The sequence below is a fragment of the Planifilum fimeticola genome, assembly GCF_003001905.1.
Taxonomy (GTDB): domain Bacteria; phylum Bacillota; class Bacilli; order Thermoactinomycetales; family DSM-44946; genus Planifilum; species Planifilum fimeticola.
This window is the reverse complement of sequence record NZ_PVNE01000008.1, coordinates 77,421-91,721: the sequence shown is the minus strand read 5'-3', so window position 1 is coordinate 91,721 and position 14,301 is coordinate 77,421. Positions and strand designations below refer to the sequence as shown.

Here is a 14,301-nt window from a genome sequence, read left to right as displayed (position 1 = left end):
TATTGGGAAATTACCTCTTTATTTTAGCATAATCTTACCCGACATGCCCGTCACGTACAAGTCGGTGAAAGGGACGCGCACCGGCCTTCCCTTATCTTGGCTGCGCGAGCGGCGGAAGATTCATCGTCGAGGGGCTGCATCACCGCGCCGGGCAAAAAAAGAGGGGGACCGGCAGATTCCCCCGCGCATGGGCGCGTCGCCCTTACTCTTTCCCCGCCGGCTTCCGCCCAAACACTCCTTCGTGCACGAAGGAACTCAGCGGCCGGCGCTGGGACGGTTGCTCCCGTTCCTGCAGTCCGTCCGGCAAGGCTTCCCGCGGCCCTTGGTATCCGATGGCGATCAGGGCCTGGATGGCGTACTCGTCCGGAATGCCCAGCGTTTCACGGGCTTTCGCCATATCGAACCCGGTCATCGGGTGGGTGATCAATCCCTTGCGGACGGCCTCCAACGCCAGGAAGCCCCAGGCTGCCCCCGTGTCGAAGGCGTGGGAAAGGTTGTCGCCGCGGTCGGACACCCGTTGGGACAGTATCAGGACGAGAACGGGCGCCTTGCGGCACCAGGCCAGGTTGAACTCGGAAATGAAAGGATAAAACTTCTCCCGGTCCTCGGGCGTGCGGGCGATCACGAACCGCCACGGCTGCAGGTTGAAGGCGGAAGGAGCCCACCGCGCCGCCTCAAAGAGGCTCCAGAGCACATCTTCCGGTACATCCTTGTCCAGAAAGGAACGCGGCGACCAGCGGTTCAGATAGACCGGATCGATATCGTATTCCGCTTGCCGATACAAGGTGGATGTCGGTGCTTTGCTCATGGTTTTTTACCTCTCCTTTCGGTTTGCACAGTTCGATATTATATCACATATTTCATTCCGTTCGATTCAGCCGGACGGAGCGGTGAGCCCGGGACACGGATGCTTTAAAGGGTTCGGTGCACCTTGCCCTTTTTCCATTTTTCAGGTATGATAATGAATATTCCTATGATCGTCATGTCTCATCCTGAAAATACAGGAACCGCGATGAAGAAGAGGAGTAGCGCGGCACGGGTCGTTTCAGAGAGTCGGCGGATGGTGCGAGCCGATCGCCTCCCGCGTGAATGGACTTCGGAGCAGTTCCCCGAAACGGCGCTCCGATGCTGCGCCGGTGTAGGCGGAACCGGTGGCGGACCGTTATTTCCGTAAAAGCGCGTCTCCTTACGGAGTCGAAGTAGGGTGGCACCGCGAGGCGATCCCTCGTCCCTGTCCGGGATGGGGGTTTTTTGTTTAGACAAAGGACTCGGGAGAAAGGAGCGATAAGTGATGAAACGGATTTTGTCGGGCATTCAGCCCACGGGAAATCTTCATCTGGGCAACTATCTGGGTGCCCTCAAGAGATTTGTCCAGCTTCAGCATGAAGCGGATTGCTATTTCTGTGTCGTCGATCTGCACGCGTTGACGGTACCCCACGATCCGGCGGAACTGCGGGAGAAAACCATGGAAGTGGCTACGTTGTATCTGGCGGCTGGGCTGGATCCGGATAAAATGACGATGTTCATTCAATCCCATGTCCGGGCCCATCCGGAAGCGTCTTGGCTGTTGGAATGCGTCGCCCGGGTCGGAGAACTGGACCGGATGATCCAGTTCAAGGAGAAGAGCAAGGGTTCCGACAGCGTGTCCGTCGGCCTATATACCTATCCGGTGTTGATGGCGGCGGATATCCTCCTTTATCAGGCCGATGCGGTGCCCGTGGGCGAAGACCAGAAACAGCACTTGGAATTGTGCCGCGACTTGGCCGAGCGGTTCAACCGGCAATACGGCGACGTGCTCACGGTGCCGGAGCCTTTGATCGGAGAAGTGGGTGCACGGATCATGGGACTGGACAATCCCCGGAAGAAGATGAGCAAATCCGCCGGAAGCCCCGCCAACTTCATCGCCCTTTTGGATGATCCCGACACGATCGTGAAGAAGATCAAGCGGGCGGTGACCGATTCGGAAAATGTGATCCGTTACGATCCGGATGAAAAGCCGGGGATCAGCAACCTGTTGGTCATTTACAGCCTGTTGTCGGGCGAATCCATTCCCTCTTTGGAACAAAAATACCAGGGAGTGGGATACGGTCAGTTTAAGCGGGATCTGGCCGAAGTGGTTGTGGAGCACCTGACCCCGATTCAGGAGCGTTACAGGGAATTGCGGAAGTCGGGAGAGGTGGAGCGCGTGTTGGCGGCCGGAGCGGAACAGGCCAGCCGAGTGGCCGATGAAACGCTGAATAAGATGAAGGAATCGATAGGGCTGCTTCCCCGGCTGGGTTGAGAGGATCCGGCCTGTTTGCCCGAGAACGGAGGGAGGGGGAAAGCGGTGACGAATTCGGCGGATGAACGGCGTTTCCTTCCGCCGGAGCGGGTGGAGCGGTTTCGCCAGGACCCCTTTGCCCGGCGGATGGGTTTCGAGCTCGTCGAAGCCGCTCCGGGTTACGCGCGGGTGGCCGTGGAACTGACGGAGGATCTGTTCAATTTCGCCGGAACGCCCCACGGCGGTTTGCTGTTCAGCCTGGCCGACTATGCCTTCGCCGTGGCCAGCAATTCCCACGGGCGGGTCGCCCTGGCCACCAATGTGTCCATTCAGTTTATGGCGGCGGCCGAAGTGGGGGATCGGTTGTACGCCGAGGCGAAGGAGAGCCATTTGACCCGCCGGGCGGGCTTTTACGACATGACCGTCACGACGGAATCGGGTCGGCTCGTGGCCCGTTGCCTCGGCGTGGTGCATCGGACAAGCCGCTCCCTGGACGGGGATGAGCCGGATCCGAGGGGCGGCTGACAAGGCAAAAGCCCGGAACCTAAAAAGGTTCCGGGCTTTTTCGCGCTTTCGGGGGTTCAGGGGACCCTCAAGGATGCAACTGGAACGAACATCTATCGCGTATGGATCACCGCGGATCACGGAAATTCGTTCGGCAGCCACGATCAAGAGGGATTACCTCGCCCGGCGGCTTCAGGCCGGGGGAATTCAACCCTGAAGAGCGTTCCACTTTTTCATCAGGCGGGATTTTTGACGGGCCGCCTTATTTTTATGGATCAGACCTTTGGTGACGGCTTTGTCCAGTTTTTTGGTCGCTTCGCGGAGCAGGGGAAGGGCTTTTTCCTTGTCCTGCTGTTCAACGGCCACCAAGAACTTCTTCACCGCCGTCCGCATGGCGGATTTTTGGGCAGCCCGGAGGCGGCGCCTCTTTTCGTTCGTTTTGGCCCGCTTCTTCGCCGATTTGATGTTGGGCATTCTTTCACCTCCCGGATCAATAGGTGCGACCTGATTGAGCAACATTCATGATTTTAGCACGGAGGCTGTGAAAAAGCAAGGAACAGGAATAAACTGTCCCGCGGGAGGGCAACAATGGGGAATAATCGGATAAAAGGGGATGAAGTCGGGGATGAACTGGGAGTCGGACGGAAAGCGATCCGCGGAGGGTAGGGGAATCAACACAGGTCCTTTCCAGGTGAGGACGGACCTGGCCCGGGAGGCGCACGATCTCGCCCTCGAGAAGCGGACCGACGGAAGCGCCATACCCGGAGTGCGAATCGAGGAGGATGAGGACGGCGGCATCCGCGTCAGCTGGATCTGGGTGGAAAGCGAAGAAGGGGCCCGGGAACTGGGAAAGAAGCCGGGCACATACTTGACCCTGGAAGTTCCCGGCCTCCGGAGCAAGGACTCCAAATTGCAGCACCGGGTGGCCGCCCGCTTTGCCGAGGAGTTCAGCCGCTTCCTGAAGGAGACGGGCGTGTCCGACGACGCCAAGGTGCTGGTCGTCGGCCTGGGGAACTGGAATGTGACGGCCGACGCCCTGGGGCCCTTTGTCATCAAGCATATCCTGGTGACCCGCCACCTGTTCGAGCTGATGCCGGAACAGGTAGAGGAGGGTTATCGGCCGGTCAGCGCCGTTTCGCCGGGAGTGTTGGGGATCACCGGGATCGAGACGAGTGAAATCGTCCACGGAATCGTGGAGAAGACCCAACCCGACCTGGTCATCGCCATCGATTCCCTGGCTTCCCGCGCCCTGACACGGGTCAACACGACCATCCAGGTGGCGGATTCCGGAATCAACCCCGGAGCGGGGGTGGGCAATCGGAGAAAGGCTCTGACGAAGGAAACCCTGGGGGTTCCGGTGATCGCCGTGGGAGTTCCCACGGTGGTCGATGCGGTCACCATCGTATACGACACGCTCAATCTGGCATTGGCCTATCTGAAGCGGGAGATGGGAAAAGAGAAGACCGGCCATCCGTTGGATCCCGTCAACCTTCCGGATTTGCGCGAGTTGGAGGGGCAAGAGATCACCCCGGAGCTGAGAAGCCGGTTCCTCGGCTTGATCGGGGGGCTCTCGCCCGAGGAGAAGCGGCAGTTGATCCACGAGGTGTTGACGCCCCTGGGGCAGAACCTGATCGTCACCCCCAAGGAGGTGGACGCCTTTGTGACGGACATCGGCAAAGTCGTGGCCGATGGCCTCAATTGCGCCCTGCACGAGGCGGTGACCATGGACAATGTGTCCTCCCACACCGGGGGATGAAGGCGGTCGGCGGAGGAGGTGCGGGAGGTCTCTCGTTCTATGATTCTCTCTCTCCACATATACCTGTGATGAGACAAGCTCACAGGGGGGAGAGGGATGCACCACGGTCAACACCGGTTTGCCGCGCTGAACATGTCGGGTCCCCGCGTTCGACAGATGTTCGTCTTCCTTCTCCTGGGCACGGCGATCATCTTCATTTTCACCGGTTTTTTCGCCATGATCCGGGCGAAGCAAAACTCCCGTTCATCGGATATCGGCCGATTCACCTCCGGGTTGTCCGCCGAGACGATGGTGGAAGTCCTGGCCCGGGAGATTCCCTATCTGAGAAGCAGCGTTCAGATTCCGCAAAAGGAAGGAATGGCATCCCGGTTGACCTTTGAGTTGGCGACCAGCATCGACCCTCGGGATCCCCGGACTTTTCTCGGCCGCGAATTGCCCGGTTTCGCCCTCTTTGACACGGAGATCGTCGTCGCCGGGCAAGGGGTGGATTACACGGATATCCCGGTGGAATCCGCGCCTCCTCCCGATCTGGAGGAAAAATTGGCCAAAGATGCGAAGCCGTCGAAGGATTCCGGAAAGCCGGGTTCCAGGGAGAAGCAAGCGGCCGCCGGGGGAAAGGAGATTACGAAGACCAAGCGGGTGTTCATTTACCACACCCATTCGACCGAGTCGTACCTGCCGGAACTGTCGGGAGAAAACTCCCCCGAGCGGGCCTATGACAACCGAAAAAACATCATGATGGTCGGCAGGCGGCTGGGCGAAGAGCTGGAGAACATGGGCATCGGCGCCGAGGTTTACACGAAGCCTTTTCAGGCGAAGTGGAACCGCCTCTATCAGGCTTCGAGGAAAACGGTGGTCGAGGCCATGAACCAAAACGAAGATTTGAAGTATTTCATCGATGTGCACCGGGACTCCAAGAGGAGAAACAAAACCACTCACCACATCAACGGAAAGCCTTATGCGACGATCGCCTTTGTGGTCGGCACCGCCAACGACAACTGGGAGGAGAACGAAAAATTTGCCCGTAAGGTGCACAACAAATTGGAAGAATTGTATCCGGGGCTGTCCAAGGGGGTGTTCCGCAAGAGTCGGGCCCAGGGAAACGGAGAGTACAACCAATCCCTTTCACCGCGGAGCATTTTGGTGGAGATCGGCGGAGTGGACAACACCTTTGAAGAGGCGTACCGGACGGCGGAAGCCTTGGCCCGGGCCATCGCCGAGATTCATTTTGAGGCGACGCCCGTCGACGCCAAGCCCCAAAATCCCTGACCTCCCCGGTTGCAGATTCTTGAGGCAGGTGGGAAAAAGTGCGTCTTTTTCTGCAAGTGACGGCAATGACGATGATGCTTCTTTTGGGCATCTTTCTGGGAATCGACTCTGCGGAGCGCAACATCCAGAAGATGGAGGGAGCGCAGGGAGCACCCCGGGCGATTCACATCACACCGGAAAACGGGCGGGTGGAAATCGCCGTGCTCGGGGAGGTGTACGATGCCGAACCCTCCGCCGGTTCTCCGGAGCCGGAGCAGGTGAAGGAAGAGGTTCGGGAGGTTGCCGCATCGGGGAAAAATCTGTTGGGCCAGGTGGGCAATCAAGTGGGGCACGGGATTCGCCTCGGCACGCGAAAGGCGCTGGAATTGGTGGTCGGTTGGCTGGAGCCGGGCGAATGATCGAGGGGCTCATACGGCGGCCGGGGATTTTCACCCCGGCCGCGTTGCTTTACAGGCGGGATCAGGATCACAAAGGGAAGATTCGCCCGCCCATCCGCCCGATTTCGCGGGCCATTTGGCGTGCGGGATCGATCCGCCGTTTCTATATCACGCAGACTTCGAGGGGACAATCTTCGCAACGGGCTTCATCTTTCAGCCGCTCCATGTTGTGGATCACCAGGTGGCCGTGGTCGAGGGAGATCACGCGCTCCGATTTCAGCCGGCACAAGACGCGGTTGACGCTTTCACGGGTCGCGCCGATCAGGTGAGCCAGTTCCTGGTTGGTGAGGCGGAGGGAGATTCGGATGCCGCGGTCGGTCGGTTGTCCGTAACTGTTGGCGAGGCGGATCAGAATGGAGCAGAGGGCGCCGGGTTTTCCATAGAGGACGATGTCTCGGAGGATGGTTTGCATGATCCGTTGTTCCAGGGCCATCCATTGCATAAAGGCCAGGGACAGGGAAGGATATTGCACCAGGAGGGCGTCCAGGTCGTTTTTATGGATAACGCCCAACAGGGTGTCCGTAAAGGCGACGGCGCTGTGCCCGTAGGTTTGGACGGTATCGGACAAGACATCGGCAAGTCCGATCAGGTCGCCGCCTCCCTTGAGGCCGAAAGTGATTTCCTGACCGTCGGAGGTGGTCTTCATCGTTTTGACACACCCCTGTTCGATATAGAAAAGAAACTCCGCCGGATCTTCGGCTTGAAAGACCGGCGAGCCGGCCTCAACGGTTTTCCACATCATTTGATCCTTGAGATGCTGGAGCTGATCCGGCGACAAGAAGCGGGTCAACCGGTTTGAACGGAGATTGCAGCAGGATGTCGCCATGATCCATCCTCCTTTTCGGATGGGAACGTTCAATCTTTCACTTATTATTGTAAGGGTTCCGGGAAGGATCGGCGACGAAAAATAGAACGATTATGGAAAGGTTTTGTTAAGATTGTGTGGCATCACGGCAAATGATTTGGGAAAAGGGATCGGCCGCCTCGGAGAAAGCTCCGGGCGGCCGATCTGCCGTTTGGGGGATGTTCAGGAAATTTCTTCGTCGGTCAGGTAGCAGGCGGGATCTTCCGCCCACAGGTCGTGGTGGACGGCCAGGGCGCGTGCCCGGAAATTGCCGTTGCAAATGTCCAGGAAGCGGCACTTGGCGCAGCGCCCTTTTAAGCGGGGTTTGCGGTCCCGCAGGGCGGCGAGGACGGGATGGCTTTCATCGCTCCATATTTCGGAAAACGGCCGTTCGCGCACATTGCCCAGGGCGATCGTGGGCGTGAACTGGTCGGGATGCACGTTGCCCAGCGGATCGATGTTGGCGATGGCGATTCCCGAGCGGTTTCCGCCGTTGTTGCGCAGTTTTTCGAGGATGATCTCCGCCTTTTCGGGATTTTGCCGTTTGACCCGAAGGTAGAGATAGGGCGCGTTGGTGTGGTTGTCCACGGTGAGAATCTCCTTGACGATTCCCCTCCGGGCGAAATCCTCCGCCTTGTCGAAGATGAAATCCAGGATCCTGCGGGTTTCCTCGTGGGATATGTCATATTGGACGCTGGCGCGGCCCGAATAGACGAGGTGATAAAAACAGGCCCGTTGAATCCCTTCCTTTTCCATCAGATCAAAGATGGCGGGAACCTGGTCCGCGTTATGCCGGTTGATCGTGAAGCGCAAACCCACTTTTTGCCCTTGACGCAGGCAATTCCGGATGCCCCGCAGGGCCCCGTCAAAGGCTCCCTTTTTGCCGCGGAACCGATCGTGAATCTCGCCCACGCCGTCGAGGCTGATTCCCACGTAGCCGACCCCGATTTCGCGGATCTGGCGGGCCGCCTCTTCGGTGATCAGGGTACCGTTGGTGGAAAGCGTGACCCGGATTCCCTTGGAAACGGCGTAACGGGCCAGATCCAAAAGGTCGGGTCGGGCGAAGGGTTCGCCTCCCGAAAACAGGATGACCGGTACGCGGGCTTGTGCGAGATCGTCGATGACCCGGATCGCCTCCTCCGTGGAGAGTTCCCCGGCGTATTTCCGGTTTTCCGACTGCGAGTAACAATGCATGCAGCGGAGGTTGCAGGTGCGGGTGACATTCCAGACGACCACGGGTCCCGCTCCCCGGTGCGTGCCCGAGCGGTGTCCGACGGAGCGGCGGGTATAGCGAAGAGCGTCACCGTAGGAAGCAACATCCGTCAACAGATGGGAAACGGCCAACATGTTCTATCCCTCCGAATCATGATTCGTTGCGACTTAATATTGATCTTAACCGTGATTTGAGGCGAAAGGTGTGATAAATGTCACGATTTGCTTTGAAGGGGGCTTTGATGAGGGGAAGACGGATTGTCAATTAGATGTGAAACTCCTTATAAGGCGGGAATTTGGGACCGGAGATGTCCAAAATATGAAGTTTCGGTGAAAGCGGATCTAGTTGTGAAAAAGATCACACTTTCAGGAAAAAGCCGGTGGTATGTTTAAAACAGAATCTCACTGGAGGTGGAAAGCGATGGAAGCGCAGGTTGATCGACGGGAACCGGATCGCAAAGGCTCCCCGAACGAAGAGAACCCCTCCCTGAAAGGCACGCTGACCGGTGTTTTGTTCATCGGTGGATTTATTGCGGTGACGTGGTTTTCGATCTTTTTCCTTTTCCTGAGTCGAAATTGAGAAGGAGGATGAAGGATGCACCTTCACCGATACGAACGGATCTGGCTGATCATCGGCGGAGCCACCCTGGTTTTGTTCCTTTCGATCGTCGGTGTGCAGGCCTTTGCCACGGACGCCCATCCGCCGGGCAGCTTGGTCACGGTGGATCCCAAAACGGTCACCCAGGAGGCGCCCTTTAACAAGCCCTCCCTGACGCAGGTGGGTCCGAAGGAGTACAAGGCCGTCATGGTGGGCCGGATGTTCACCTTCCAGCCTGGAAAAATGGAGATTCCGGCGGGATCCACCGTTCATTTCCAAATCACCTCTCCCGACGTGGTACACGGTTTTGAAATCGCGGGAACCAACGTCAACATGATGGTGATCCCGGGACATATCAACCGGGCCACTTACACCTTCAATCATCCCGGGGAATATCTCATCGTCTGCAACGAGTACTGCGGCACGGGCCATCAGGTGATGGCAGGCAAGATTGTCGTCAAATGATGGAGATCCAACTCTGAAAAAAGGAGTGCGTTTTCTATGGAAAGGGCACAACCGGGAGCGGCGGCATTTCGATTTCAACCGAAGGATTCCCGATTGATTCTCGCGCATATGGCCGTCGCCTTCACCGCCATCTTTCTCGGCGCCATCGCCGGGTTGCTTCAGGGATTGGTCCGGGGCGGCGTCATCGATCTGGGGCCGGTGAATTATTACCAGCTGTTGACCGCCCACGGCGTCTTGATGGCCTTGGTGTTTACCACCTTTTTCATCGTCGGTTTCCTATATTCGGGTCTTGTCCGCACCTGCGGCGGGACGCTGACGGATTTCAGCCGCCGTCTGGGATGGATCGGCTTTTGGCTGATGACGGTGGGTACCGCCATCGCGGCTTTTCTCATCATCGCCAACAAGGCCACCGTTTTGTACACCTTTTACGCACCGATGAAAGCGTCTCCCTTCTTCTACATCGGCCTCGCCCTGGTGGTGGTGGGCAGCTGGCTCGGTGCCTGGGCCGTTTTTGCCCAATATCGCTGGTGGAAGAAGGAGCATCAGGGAAAACTGTCGCCGCTGTTTGCGTTTATGGCGGTGGCGACCATGGGCCTGTGGCTCATCTGCACCATCGGTGTGGCTGCGGAGGTGCTGTTGCAACTCATCCCCTGGTCCTTCGGATGGGTTGATACGATCAATGTGGCGCTGAGCCGCACGCTGTTCTGGTATTTCGGCCACCCCTTGGTCTACTTCTGGCTGATGCCGGCCTATATTGTGTGGTACGTATGCATACCCAAGATCATCGGCGGAAAGATCTTCAGCGATGGTTTAGCCAGACTGGCCTTCATCATGTTCCTTCTCCTGTCGACGCCCGTCGGTTTCCACCATCAATTGATGGAGCCGGGAGTCGCGTCGGGATGGAAGTTTCTCCAGGTGGCGCTGACCTTCTCGGTGGCGATTCCGTCGCTGATGACCGCCTTTGCCGTCCTGGCCACCTTTGAAAGCGCCGGACGGGCCCGCGGCGCCAAAGGGATCTTCGGATGGATCCGCATGCTTCCCTGGAAGGACGTTCGTTTCGTCGCTCCCCTGGTCGGGATGCTGACCTTCATTCCCGGCGGAGCGGGAGGAATCGTCAACACCAGTTACCAGCTCAACCAGGTAGTTCACAACACCCTGTGGGTGACGGGCCACTTCCACCTGACGGTCGGAACGGTTGTGATCCTGACCTTCTTCGGAGTCAGTTACTGGCTGATCCCCGCGTTGACGGGCCGCAAGCTGACCGCCGGACTCAACAAGCTGGGACTGGTCCAAACGGGGCTTTGGGCTCTCGGGATGGTACTCATGTCCGGTGCGATGCACGCGGTCGGCCTTTTGGGCAGCCCGCGCCGTACCGCCTTTACCACCTACGGAGATGATCCGATCGCCCTCGGCTGGCTCACCTATCAACAAGTGATGGCGATCGGTGGCGTATTCCTGTTCATCTCTGCTATGCTTATGGTGTGGATCGTAATCCGTCTGGCTTTCTTCGCACCCCGCACCGAGGAGGGTGTGGACTACCCCATCGGCGAGGTGGCGGAAGAGGCGGCCTCCACACCGGCGATATTGGAACGCTGGCCCCTGTGGGTGACGGTGGCGATCTGCTTGATCCTGGTCGCCTACACCATTCCCATCGCCCACATGATCCAGTATTCGCCTCCCGGATCGCCGCCGTTCCAACCCTATTGATTCGGTCTGTCCGTAAAAACAAACTGGAGGGATTGAATTGAGGAATCGGAGGATTATGCAAAAGGCAGCGGTAATGCTCGGATGTTTGGCACTGTTCTTCATGGTGGGGTGCGGTTCCCAGTCGACCGATCCCGGAACAACGGATTCCGGGTCCCAACAGCCTGCGGAGGAGCCGGCGGATTCCGGAAACGATTCGCAGGATAAAGCTGCGGAAAATGTGGCCTATGATGAAGAGAAAGCGAAGGCCGCTTACCAGCAGTCCTGTGTCGGGTGTCACGGACAAAATCTGGAGGGGGGCGTTGGCCCGGCACTGAAGGGGAACAATCTGGACGAAAAGCAAATCCTTGAAGTGCTCGAAAACGGAAGAGGACAAATGCCCGCCGGATTGGTCAGCGGGGAGGACGCCAAGAACCTGGCCGCCTGGTTGGCCGATCAGTAAGTTGCTGTCTGCTTGACGGAGGGATGAGGAACCGTTTTTCTTCAAACCCTTCGGGAAAACTGGTAAAATGGTTGAGGGACGGGGTTGTGCCGGAGGTGGCGGCGCAACCCCTCTCCGGTTGATAACGCCGTTCAGAGGATGTGAGACCATGAGCGAAGCGGTGAAAACCTACGAGGGATGGTATGCCTATCACGATTTTCGCAAAATCGACTGGAACCGGTGGAAATCGCTTTCCCCCGAGAAAAGGGAAGAAGTGACCCGGGAGCTGTTGGAAGTCCTCCGGGAATTTGCGTCCGTGGAGGAAAAAGGCGGCGGCAGCTTCGGACAGTATGCCGTTTTCGGCCATAAGGCGGATCTGCTGTTCATCCATTTCCGCCCCACCCTCGACGAGTTGAACGAGGTGAAGTGGCGATTTGACAAAACGGCCTTTGCCGATGTGACGTCCGCTCCCACTTCCTTCATTTCGGTCGTCGAACTCAGTGCGTACACCGTTCCCCCGGGGACCGATCCCTTGAGCGATCCCGCTTTCCGGGAGCGGCTGCAGCCGAGCATGCCGAAAGCGAAATACGTCTGCTTCTATCCCATGGACAAGCGCCGGCACCTGAGCGACAACTGGTACATGCTCCCGATGGAGGAACGGCGGAAAATGATGAAAAGCCACGGGATGATCGGCCGTTCCTATGCGGGAAGGGTTCGCCAGATCATCACCGGTTCCATCGGCCTGGACGATTGGGAGTGGGGAGTTTCCCTCTTCGCCGACGATCCCCTTACCTTTAAAAAGATTGTTACGGAAATGCGATTTGATGAAGTCAGCGCCCGGTTCGGGGAGTTCGGCCCCTTCTACACCGGTGCCCGTTTGACCGAAGAGAAGCTGGTTTCCCTGCTGAAGGAACAAATCAGCGGGTAAAAGAGTCGGCATTGGAGCCCGGCGATTTTTTCGCCGGGCTCCTTTTTTCGGTTTCGGCTCAAAAGTTTCATTTATTGTAAACATTTCCTAAATCGATTCGGGAATCAATTGGATCAGAGGCGAAACCGGATCGAAAAGGAGGGGATTGCTTGCTCCGGATGGAAGGCGAGCGATTTTGTCTTGCGGTGGTCTAGCGGTTGCTGGAGCCTCGGATATTCTCACGACCCGGTGCGCAATTCAAGGGGAGGTGGGATTCGTGGGTGACAAAGAGAAGGGGCGTCGAAGCGAAGGGATTTCCCGCCGCCGGTTTCTCACTTACACCCTGGGGGGAACGGGGGCGTTTCTCGCATCAACCGCTTTGTATCCGATGGTCCGTTTTTCCGCCGACCCCTTTCTGAAGCGGGAGGAGGAGAGAGCGTCCTTTGTCGATGTCGGCCCCGTCGACCAATTCAGTGAAACCTATAAGTTTGTCCGGTTTTTCGTCAAAAGGAAGGACGGATGGTACCATCCCGAAAAGGGATTTGAAAGGACCGCCTGGGTTCGGAGGAGCGCCTCCGGCGACATCCTCGCCCTCTCGCCGGTCTGCAAGCACTTGAATTGCACCGTGAAGTGGGAGGGGAACCCCCGTTTCAAAAGCGAGTTTTTCTGTCCGTGCCACGGCGGCCGGTATGACGAGAACGGGGTGAACATCCCCGGCACACCGCCTGCGGCTCCCTTGGACAGGTACGAGACGAAGGTGGAAAAGGGAAGGCTTTACCTGGGCAAAATCGTGCCGCGAACAAGGGGGTAGTCGGTGCTTGGAGCCCTTTTGGCGGTGATGTGAAGCCTTCCCGGGTGTTGTAGGGGGGACCGCTCGGAGGCGACGGTGAAGGCTCCCTGCGGTCCCCCTTCATTTCGCCCGAGGGACGCGACGGAAGCTGCGGAGGGAACCGGACGGGGCACAAGACAGGAAAACGGCGTGTTTGAATCGTAAAACGTTTTCAGGGATGCATAGCGCATCCCGCAAAGGCGGGTGAAGGAGCATGTTGGTGGTCCGGGAATTCACCATGAAGGATATCGAGGCGGCGGCCGAACTGATGGCGCATTTGGGCTATTCGACTTCCGCCGAGTCCATGACCGGCCGGATGGAGCGAATCTGCTCCGATCCCATGTATCGCACCTGGGTTGCCGAGTATCAGGGGAGAGTCGTCGGGTTGGTCGGGGCGCGCAAGGTGATCCTTTACGAAAGCGACCAAATAGCCATTCAAATCGCTGCGTTGGTCACCGATCCCGGATAGGGGAAGGGGGATCGGAAGAGCGCTTTTGGGGCAAGCGGAAAAGTGGGCTGAGCAAGAGGGCGCCGCTCTCATTTATCTGACCAGCGGCAACCGGCCCGAGCGCCATGATGCGCATCGGTTTTACACGCAGGCGGGGTACGAAGTCACCGGATTCCGGTTTTCGAAAAGGGTCGGGCGAAAATAGCGGCGGAGGATGCTTCCTGCGCGAAGGGTGTTTGAACATTTGTCACAGATTCCCCCCACGGGTTGCCCCTGCATTCAATTGAAGGGCGCCGCCGAATCCGATATACTGATTTAACGTGATTTCATCGGCCCATCGTCGATTTGTCCGTGTGCAGGCGGTTTGAAACAGCTATAATAATATATGTGCCACGGTCGGCGAATCAGGTATGATATAAACAGCAGCACCGCGTTGGAACCGCGATGGCGGTCTTTGCAAAATCGGGCACGGGGAACGGATCGATGACAGTCGGAGGCGCATCCCCCGGAAAGTAGAAAAGAAGTCTTCGCCTAGTACGCGGCACCCCCTTAAAGGATACGCATCAAGCAGGACCCGGCGGGGGAAAACCTGGGCGCGGGAGAACCGCTCCCGGATTCCGTTTTTTCGACCGGAAACCCGAGGGGGA

17 protein-coding genes and 1 other annotated feature are annotated in these 14,301 nt (G+C 58.0%); of the genes, 13 read left to right on the top strand and 4 right to left on the bottom strand.

Features of this window, described 5'->3' with window-relative positions:
• Window positions 1-202: 202 nt before the first annotated feature.
• Complete coding sequence (locus CLV97_RS06910) at window positions 203-808, bottom strand: nitroreductase family protein (RefSeq protein WP_106344793.1); 606 nt, start codon at window positions 806-808, stop codon at window positions 203-205.
• Window positions 809-1,003: 195 nt separating this feature from the next.
• Window positions 1,004-1,236: a binding site (T-box leader), on the top strand.
• A 55-nt stretch (window positions 1,237-1,291) separates the two neighbouring features.
• On the opposite strand from CLV97_RS06910, the gene trpS reads away from it, so the two are divergent.
• Both trpS and CLV97_RS06900 read left to right on the top strand, forming a co-directional pair.
• Window positions 1,292-2,281 (top strand): tryptophan--tRNA ligase, encoded by a 990-nt coding sequence (gene trpS / locus CLV97_RS06905; protein WP_106344792.1) that lies wholly within the window; start codon window positions 1,292-1,294, stop codon window positions 2,279-2,281.
• Window positions 2,282-2,326: 45 nt separating this feature from the next.
• Entirely contained in the window at window positions 2,327-2,785 is a 459-nt protein-coding gene (locus CLV97_RS06900) for a PaaI family thioesterase (protein ID WP_211295696.1), read from the top strand.
• 186 nt (window positions 2,786-2,971) lie between these two features.
• Here the strand turns inward: CLV97_RS06900 and rpsT are convergent, their stop codons facing one another.
• A complete protein-coding gene (gene rpsT / locus CLV97_RS06895; protein WP_106344791.1) occupies window positions 2,972-3,238 on the bottom strand; it encodes a 30S ribosomal protein S20 in 267 nt (88 codons plus the stop codon).
• Window positions 3,239-3,389: 151 nt separating this feature from the next.
• Between rpsT and gpr the strand changes: the two genes are divergently transcribed.
• The 3 genes from gpr (at window position 3,390) to CLV97_RS06880 (ending at window position 6,187) form a co-directional block, all read left to right on the top strand.
• Window positions 3,390-4,520 (top strand): GPR endopeptidase, encoded by a 1,131-nt coding sequence (gene gpr / locus CLV97_RS06890; protein WP_106344835.1) that lies wholly within the window; start codon window positions 3,390-3,392, stop codon window positions 4,518-4,520.
• A 96-nt stretch (window positions 4,521-4,616) separates the two neighbouring features.
• Window positions 4,617-5,789 (top strand): stage II sporulation protein P, encoded by a 1,173-nt coding sequence (gene spoIIP / locus CLV97_RS06885; protein WP_106344790.1) that lies wholly within the window; start codon window positions 4,617-4,619, stop codon window positions 5,787-5,789.
• A gap of 38 nt (window positions 5,790-5,827) precedes the next feature.
• The gene (locus CLV97_RS06880; protein ID WP_106344789.1) at window positions 5,828-6,187 is read left to right on the top strand and encodes a DUF3679 domain-containing protein; all 360 of its coding nucleotides are present in this window, start codon (window positions 5,828-5,830) and stop codon (window positions 6,185-6,187) included.
• Window positions 6,188-6,329: 142 nt separating this feature from the next.
• Here the strand turns inward: CLV97_RS06880 and CLV97_RS06875 are convergent, their stop codons facing one another.
• Together CLV97_RS06875 and CLV97_RS06870 are read right to left on the bottom strand one after the other, a co-directional pair.
• Window positions 6,330-7,052 carry a Crp/Fnr family transcriptional regulator gene (locus CLV97_RS06875; RefSeq protein WP_106344788.1) on the bottom strand — a complete coding sequence of 241 codons (723 nt, stop codon included), beginning with the start codon at window positions 7,050-7,052 and terminating at the stop codon, window positions 6,330-6,332.
• A 201-nt stretch (window positions 7,053-7,253) separates the two neighbouring features.
• Window positions 7,254-8,417, bottom strand: coding sequence for a radical SAM/SPASM domain-containing protein (locus CLV97_RS06870; protein WP_106344787.1), 1,164 nt, complete (start codon window positions 8,415-8,417; stop codon window positions 7,254-7,256).
• 250 nt (window positions 8,418-8,667) lie between these two features.
• Between CLV97_RS06870 and CLV97_RS06865 the strand changes: the two genes are divergently transcribed.
• The 8 genes from CLV97_RS06865 to CLV97_RS18930 all read left to right on the top strand — a co-directional run bounded on the left by CLV97_RS06865 (window position 8,668) and on the right by CLV97_RS18930 (window position 13,859).
• Window positions 8,668-8,862 carry a cytochrome c oxidase subunit 2A gene (locus CLV97_RS06865; protein WP_342749776.1) on the top strand — a complete coding sequence of 65 codons (195 nt, stop codon included), beginning with the start codon at window positions 8,668-8,670 and terminating at the stop codon, window positions 8,860-8,862.
• Between the two features lie 15 nt (window positions 8,863-8,877).
• Window positions 8,878-9,345 carry a cytochrome c oxidase subunit II gene (locus CLV97_RS06860; protein WP_106344785.1) on the top strand — a complete coding sequence of 156 codons (468 nt, stop codon included), beginning with the start codon at window positions 8,878-8,880 and terminating at the stop codon, window positions 9,343-9,345.
• Between the two features lie 36 nt (window positions 9,346-9,381).
• Window positions 9,382-11,052: a b(o/a)3-type cytochrome-c oxidase subunit 1 gene (locus tag CLV97_RS06855; RefSeq protein WP_106344784.1), complete on the top strand. Its 1,671-nt coding sequence runs from the start codon at window positions 9,382-9,384 to the stop codon at window positions 11,050-11,052.
• Between the two features lie 73 nt (window positions 11,053-11,125).
• The gene (locus tag CLV97_RS06850) at window positions 11,126-11,491 is read left to right on the top strand and encodes a c-type cytochrome (protein ID WP_245891415.1); all 366 of its coding nucleotides are present in this window, start codon (window positions 11,126-11,128) and stop codon (window positions 11,489-11,491) included.
• Window positions 11,492-11,639: 148 nt separating this feature from the next.
• Entirely contained in the window at window positions 11,640-12,398 is a 759-nt protein-coding gene (gene hemQ / locus CLV97_RS06845; protein ID WP_106344782.1) for a hydrogen peroxide-dependent heme synthase, read from the top strand.
• 256 nt (window positions 12,399-12,654) lie between these two features.
• Complete coding sequence (locus tag CLV97_RS06840) at window positions 12,655-13,188, top strand: Rieske (2Fe-2S) protein (protein ID WP_245891414.1); 534 nt, start codon at window positions 12,655-12,657, stop codon at window positions 13,186-13,188.
• 232 nt (window positions 13,189-13,420) lie between these two features.
• Entirely contained in the window at window positions 13,421-13,675 is a 255-nt protein-coding gene (locus CLV97_RS06835; protein ID WP_106344781.1) for a hypothetical protein, read from the top strand.
• Window positions 13,650-13,859: a GNAT family N-acetyltransferase gene (locus CLV97_RS18930; RefSeq protein ID WP_106344780.1), complete on the top strand. Its 210-nt coding sequence runs from the start codon at window positions 13,650-13,652 to the stop codon at window positions 13,857-13,859. The genes CLV97_RS06835 and CLV97_RS18930 overlap by 26 nt, the downstream gene beginning before the upstream one ends.
• The last annotated feature ends 442 nt before the right edge of the window (window positions 13,860-14,301 follow it).

What these genes read in the sequence shown, in the direction of transcription:
- CLV97_RS06910 (WP_106344793.1), bottom strand. Translation starts at nt 808, where the DNA reads ATGAGCAAAGCACCGACATCCACCTTGTATCGGCAAGCGGAATACGAT.
- trpS (WP_106344792.1), top strand. Translation starts at nt 1,292, where the DNA reads ATGAAACGGATTTTGTCGGGCATTCAGCCCACGGGAAATCTTCATCTG.
- rpsT (WP_106344791.1), bottom strand. Translation starts at nt 3,238, where the DNA reads ATGCCCAACATCAAATCGGCGAAGAAGCGGGCCAAAACGAACGAAAAG.
- gpr (WP_106344835.1), top strand. Translation starts at nt 3,390, where the DNA reads ATGAACTGGGAGTCGGACGGAAAGCGATCCGCGGAGGGTAGGGGAATC.
- spoIIP (WP_106344790.1), top strand. Translation starts at nt 4,617, where the DNA reads ATGCACCACGGTCAACACCGGTTTGCCGCGCTGAACATGTCGGGTCCC.
- CLV97_RS06875 (WP_106344788.1), bottom strand. Translation starts at nt 7,052, where the DNA reads ATGGCGACATCCTGCTGCAATCTCCGTTCAAACCGGTTGACCCGCTTC.
- CLV97_RS06870 (WP_106344787.1), bottom strand. Translation starts at nt 8,417, where the DNA reads ATGTTGGCCGTTTCCCATCTGTTGACGGATGTTGCTTCCTACGGTGAC.
- CLV97_RS06865 (WP_342749776.1), top strand. Translation starts at nt 8,668, where the DNA reads ATGTTTAAAACAGAATCTCACTGGAGGTGGAAAGCGATGGAAGCGCAG.
- CLV97_RS06860 (WP_106344785.1), top strand. Translation starts at nt 8,878, where the DNA reads ATGCACCTTCACCGATACGAACGGATCTGGCTGATCATCGGCGGAGCC.
- CLV97_RS06855 (WP_106344784.1), top strand. Translation starts at nt 9,382, where the DNA reads ATGGAAAGGGCACAACCGGGAGCGGCGGCATTTCGATTTCAACCGAAG.
- CLV97_RS06850 (WP_245891415.1), top strand. Translation starts at nt 11,126, where the DNA reads ATGCTCGGATGTTTGGCACTGTTCTTCATGGTGGGGTGCGGTTCCCAG.
- hemQ (WP_106344782.1), top strand. Translation starts at nt 11,640, where the DNA reads ATGAGCGAAGCGGTGAAAACCTACGAGGGATGGTATGCCTATCACGAT.
- CLV97_RS06835 (WP_106344781.1), top strand. Translation starts at nt 13,421, where the DNA reads ATGTTGGTGGTCCGGGAATTCACCATGAAGGATATCGAGGCGGCGGCC.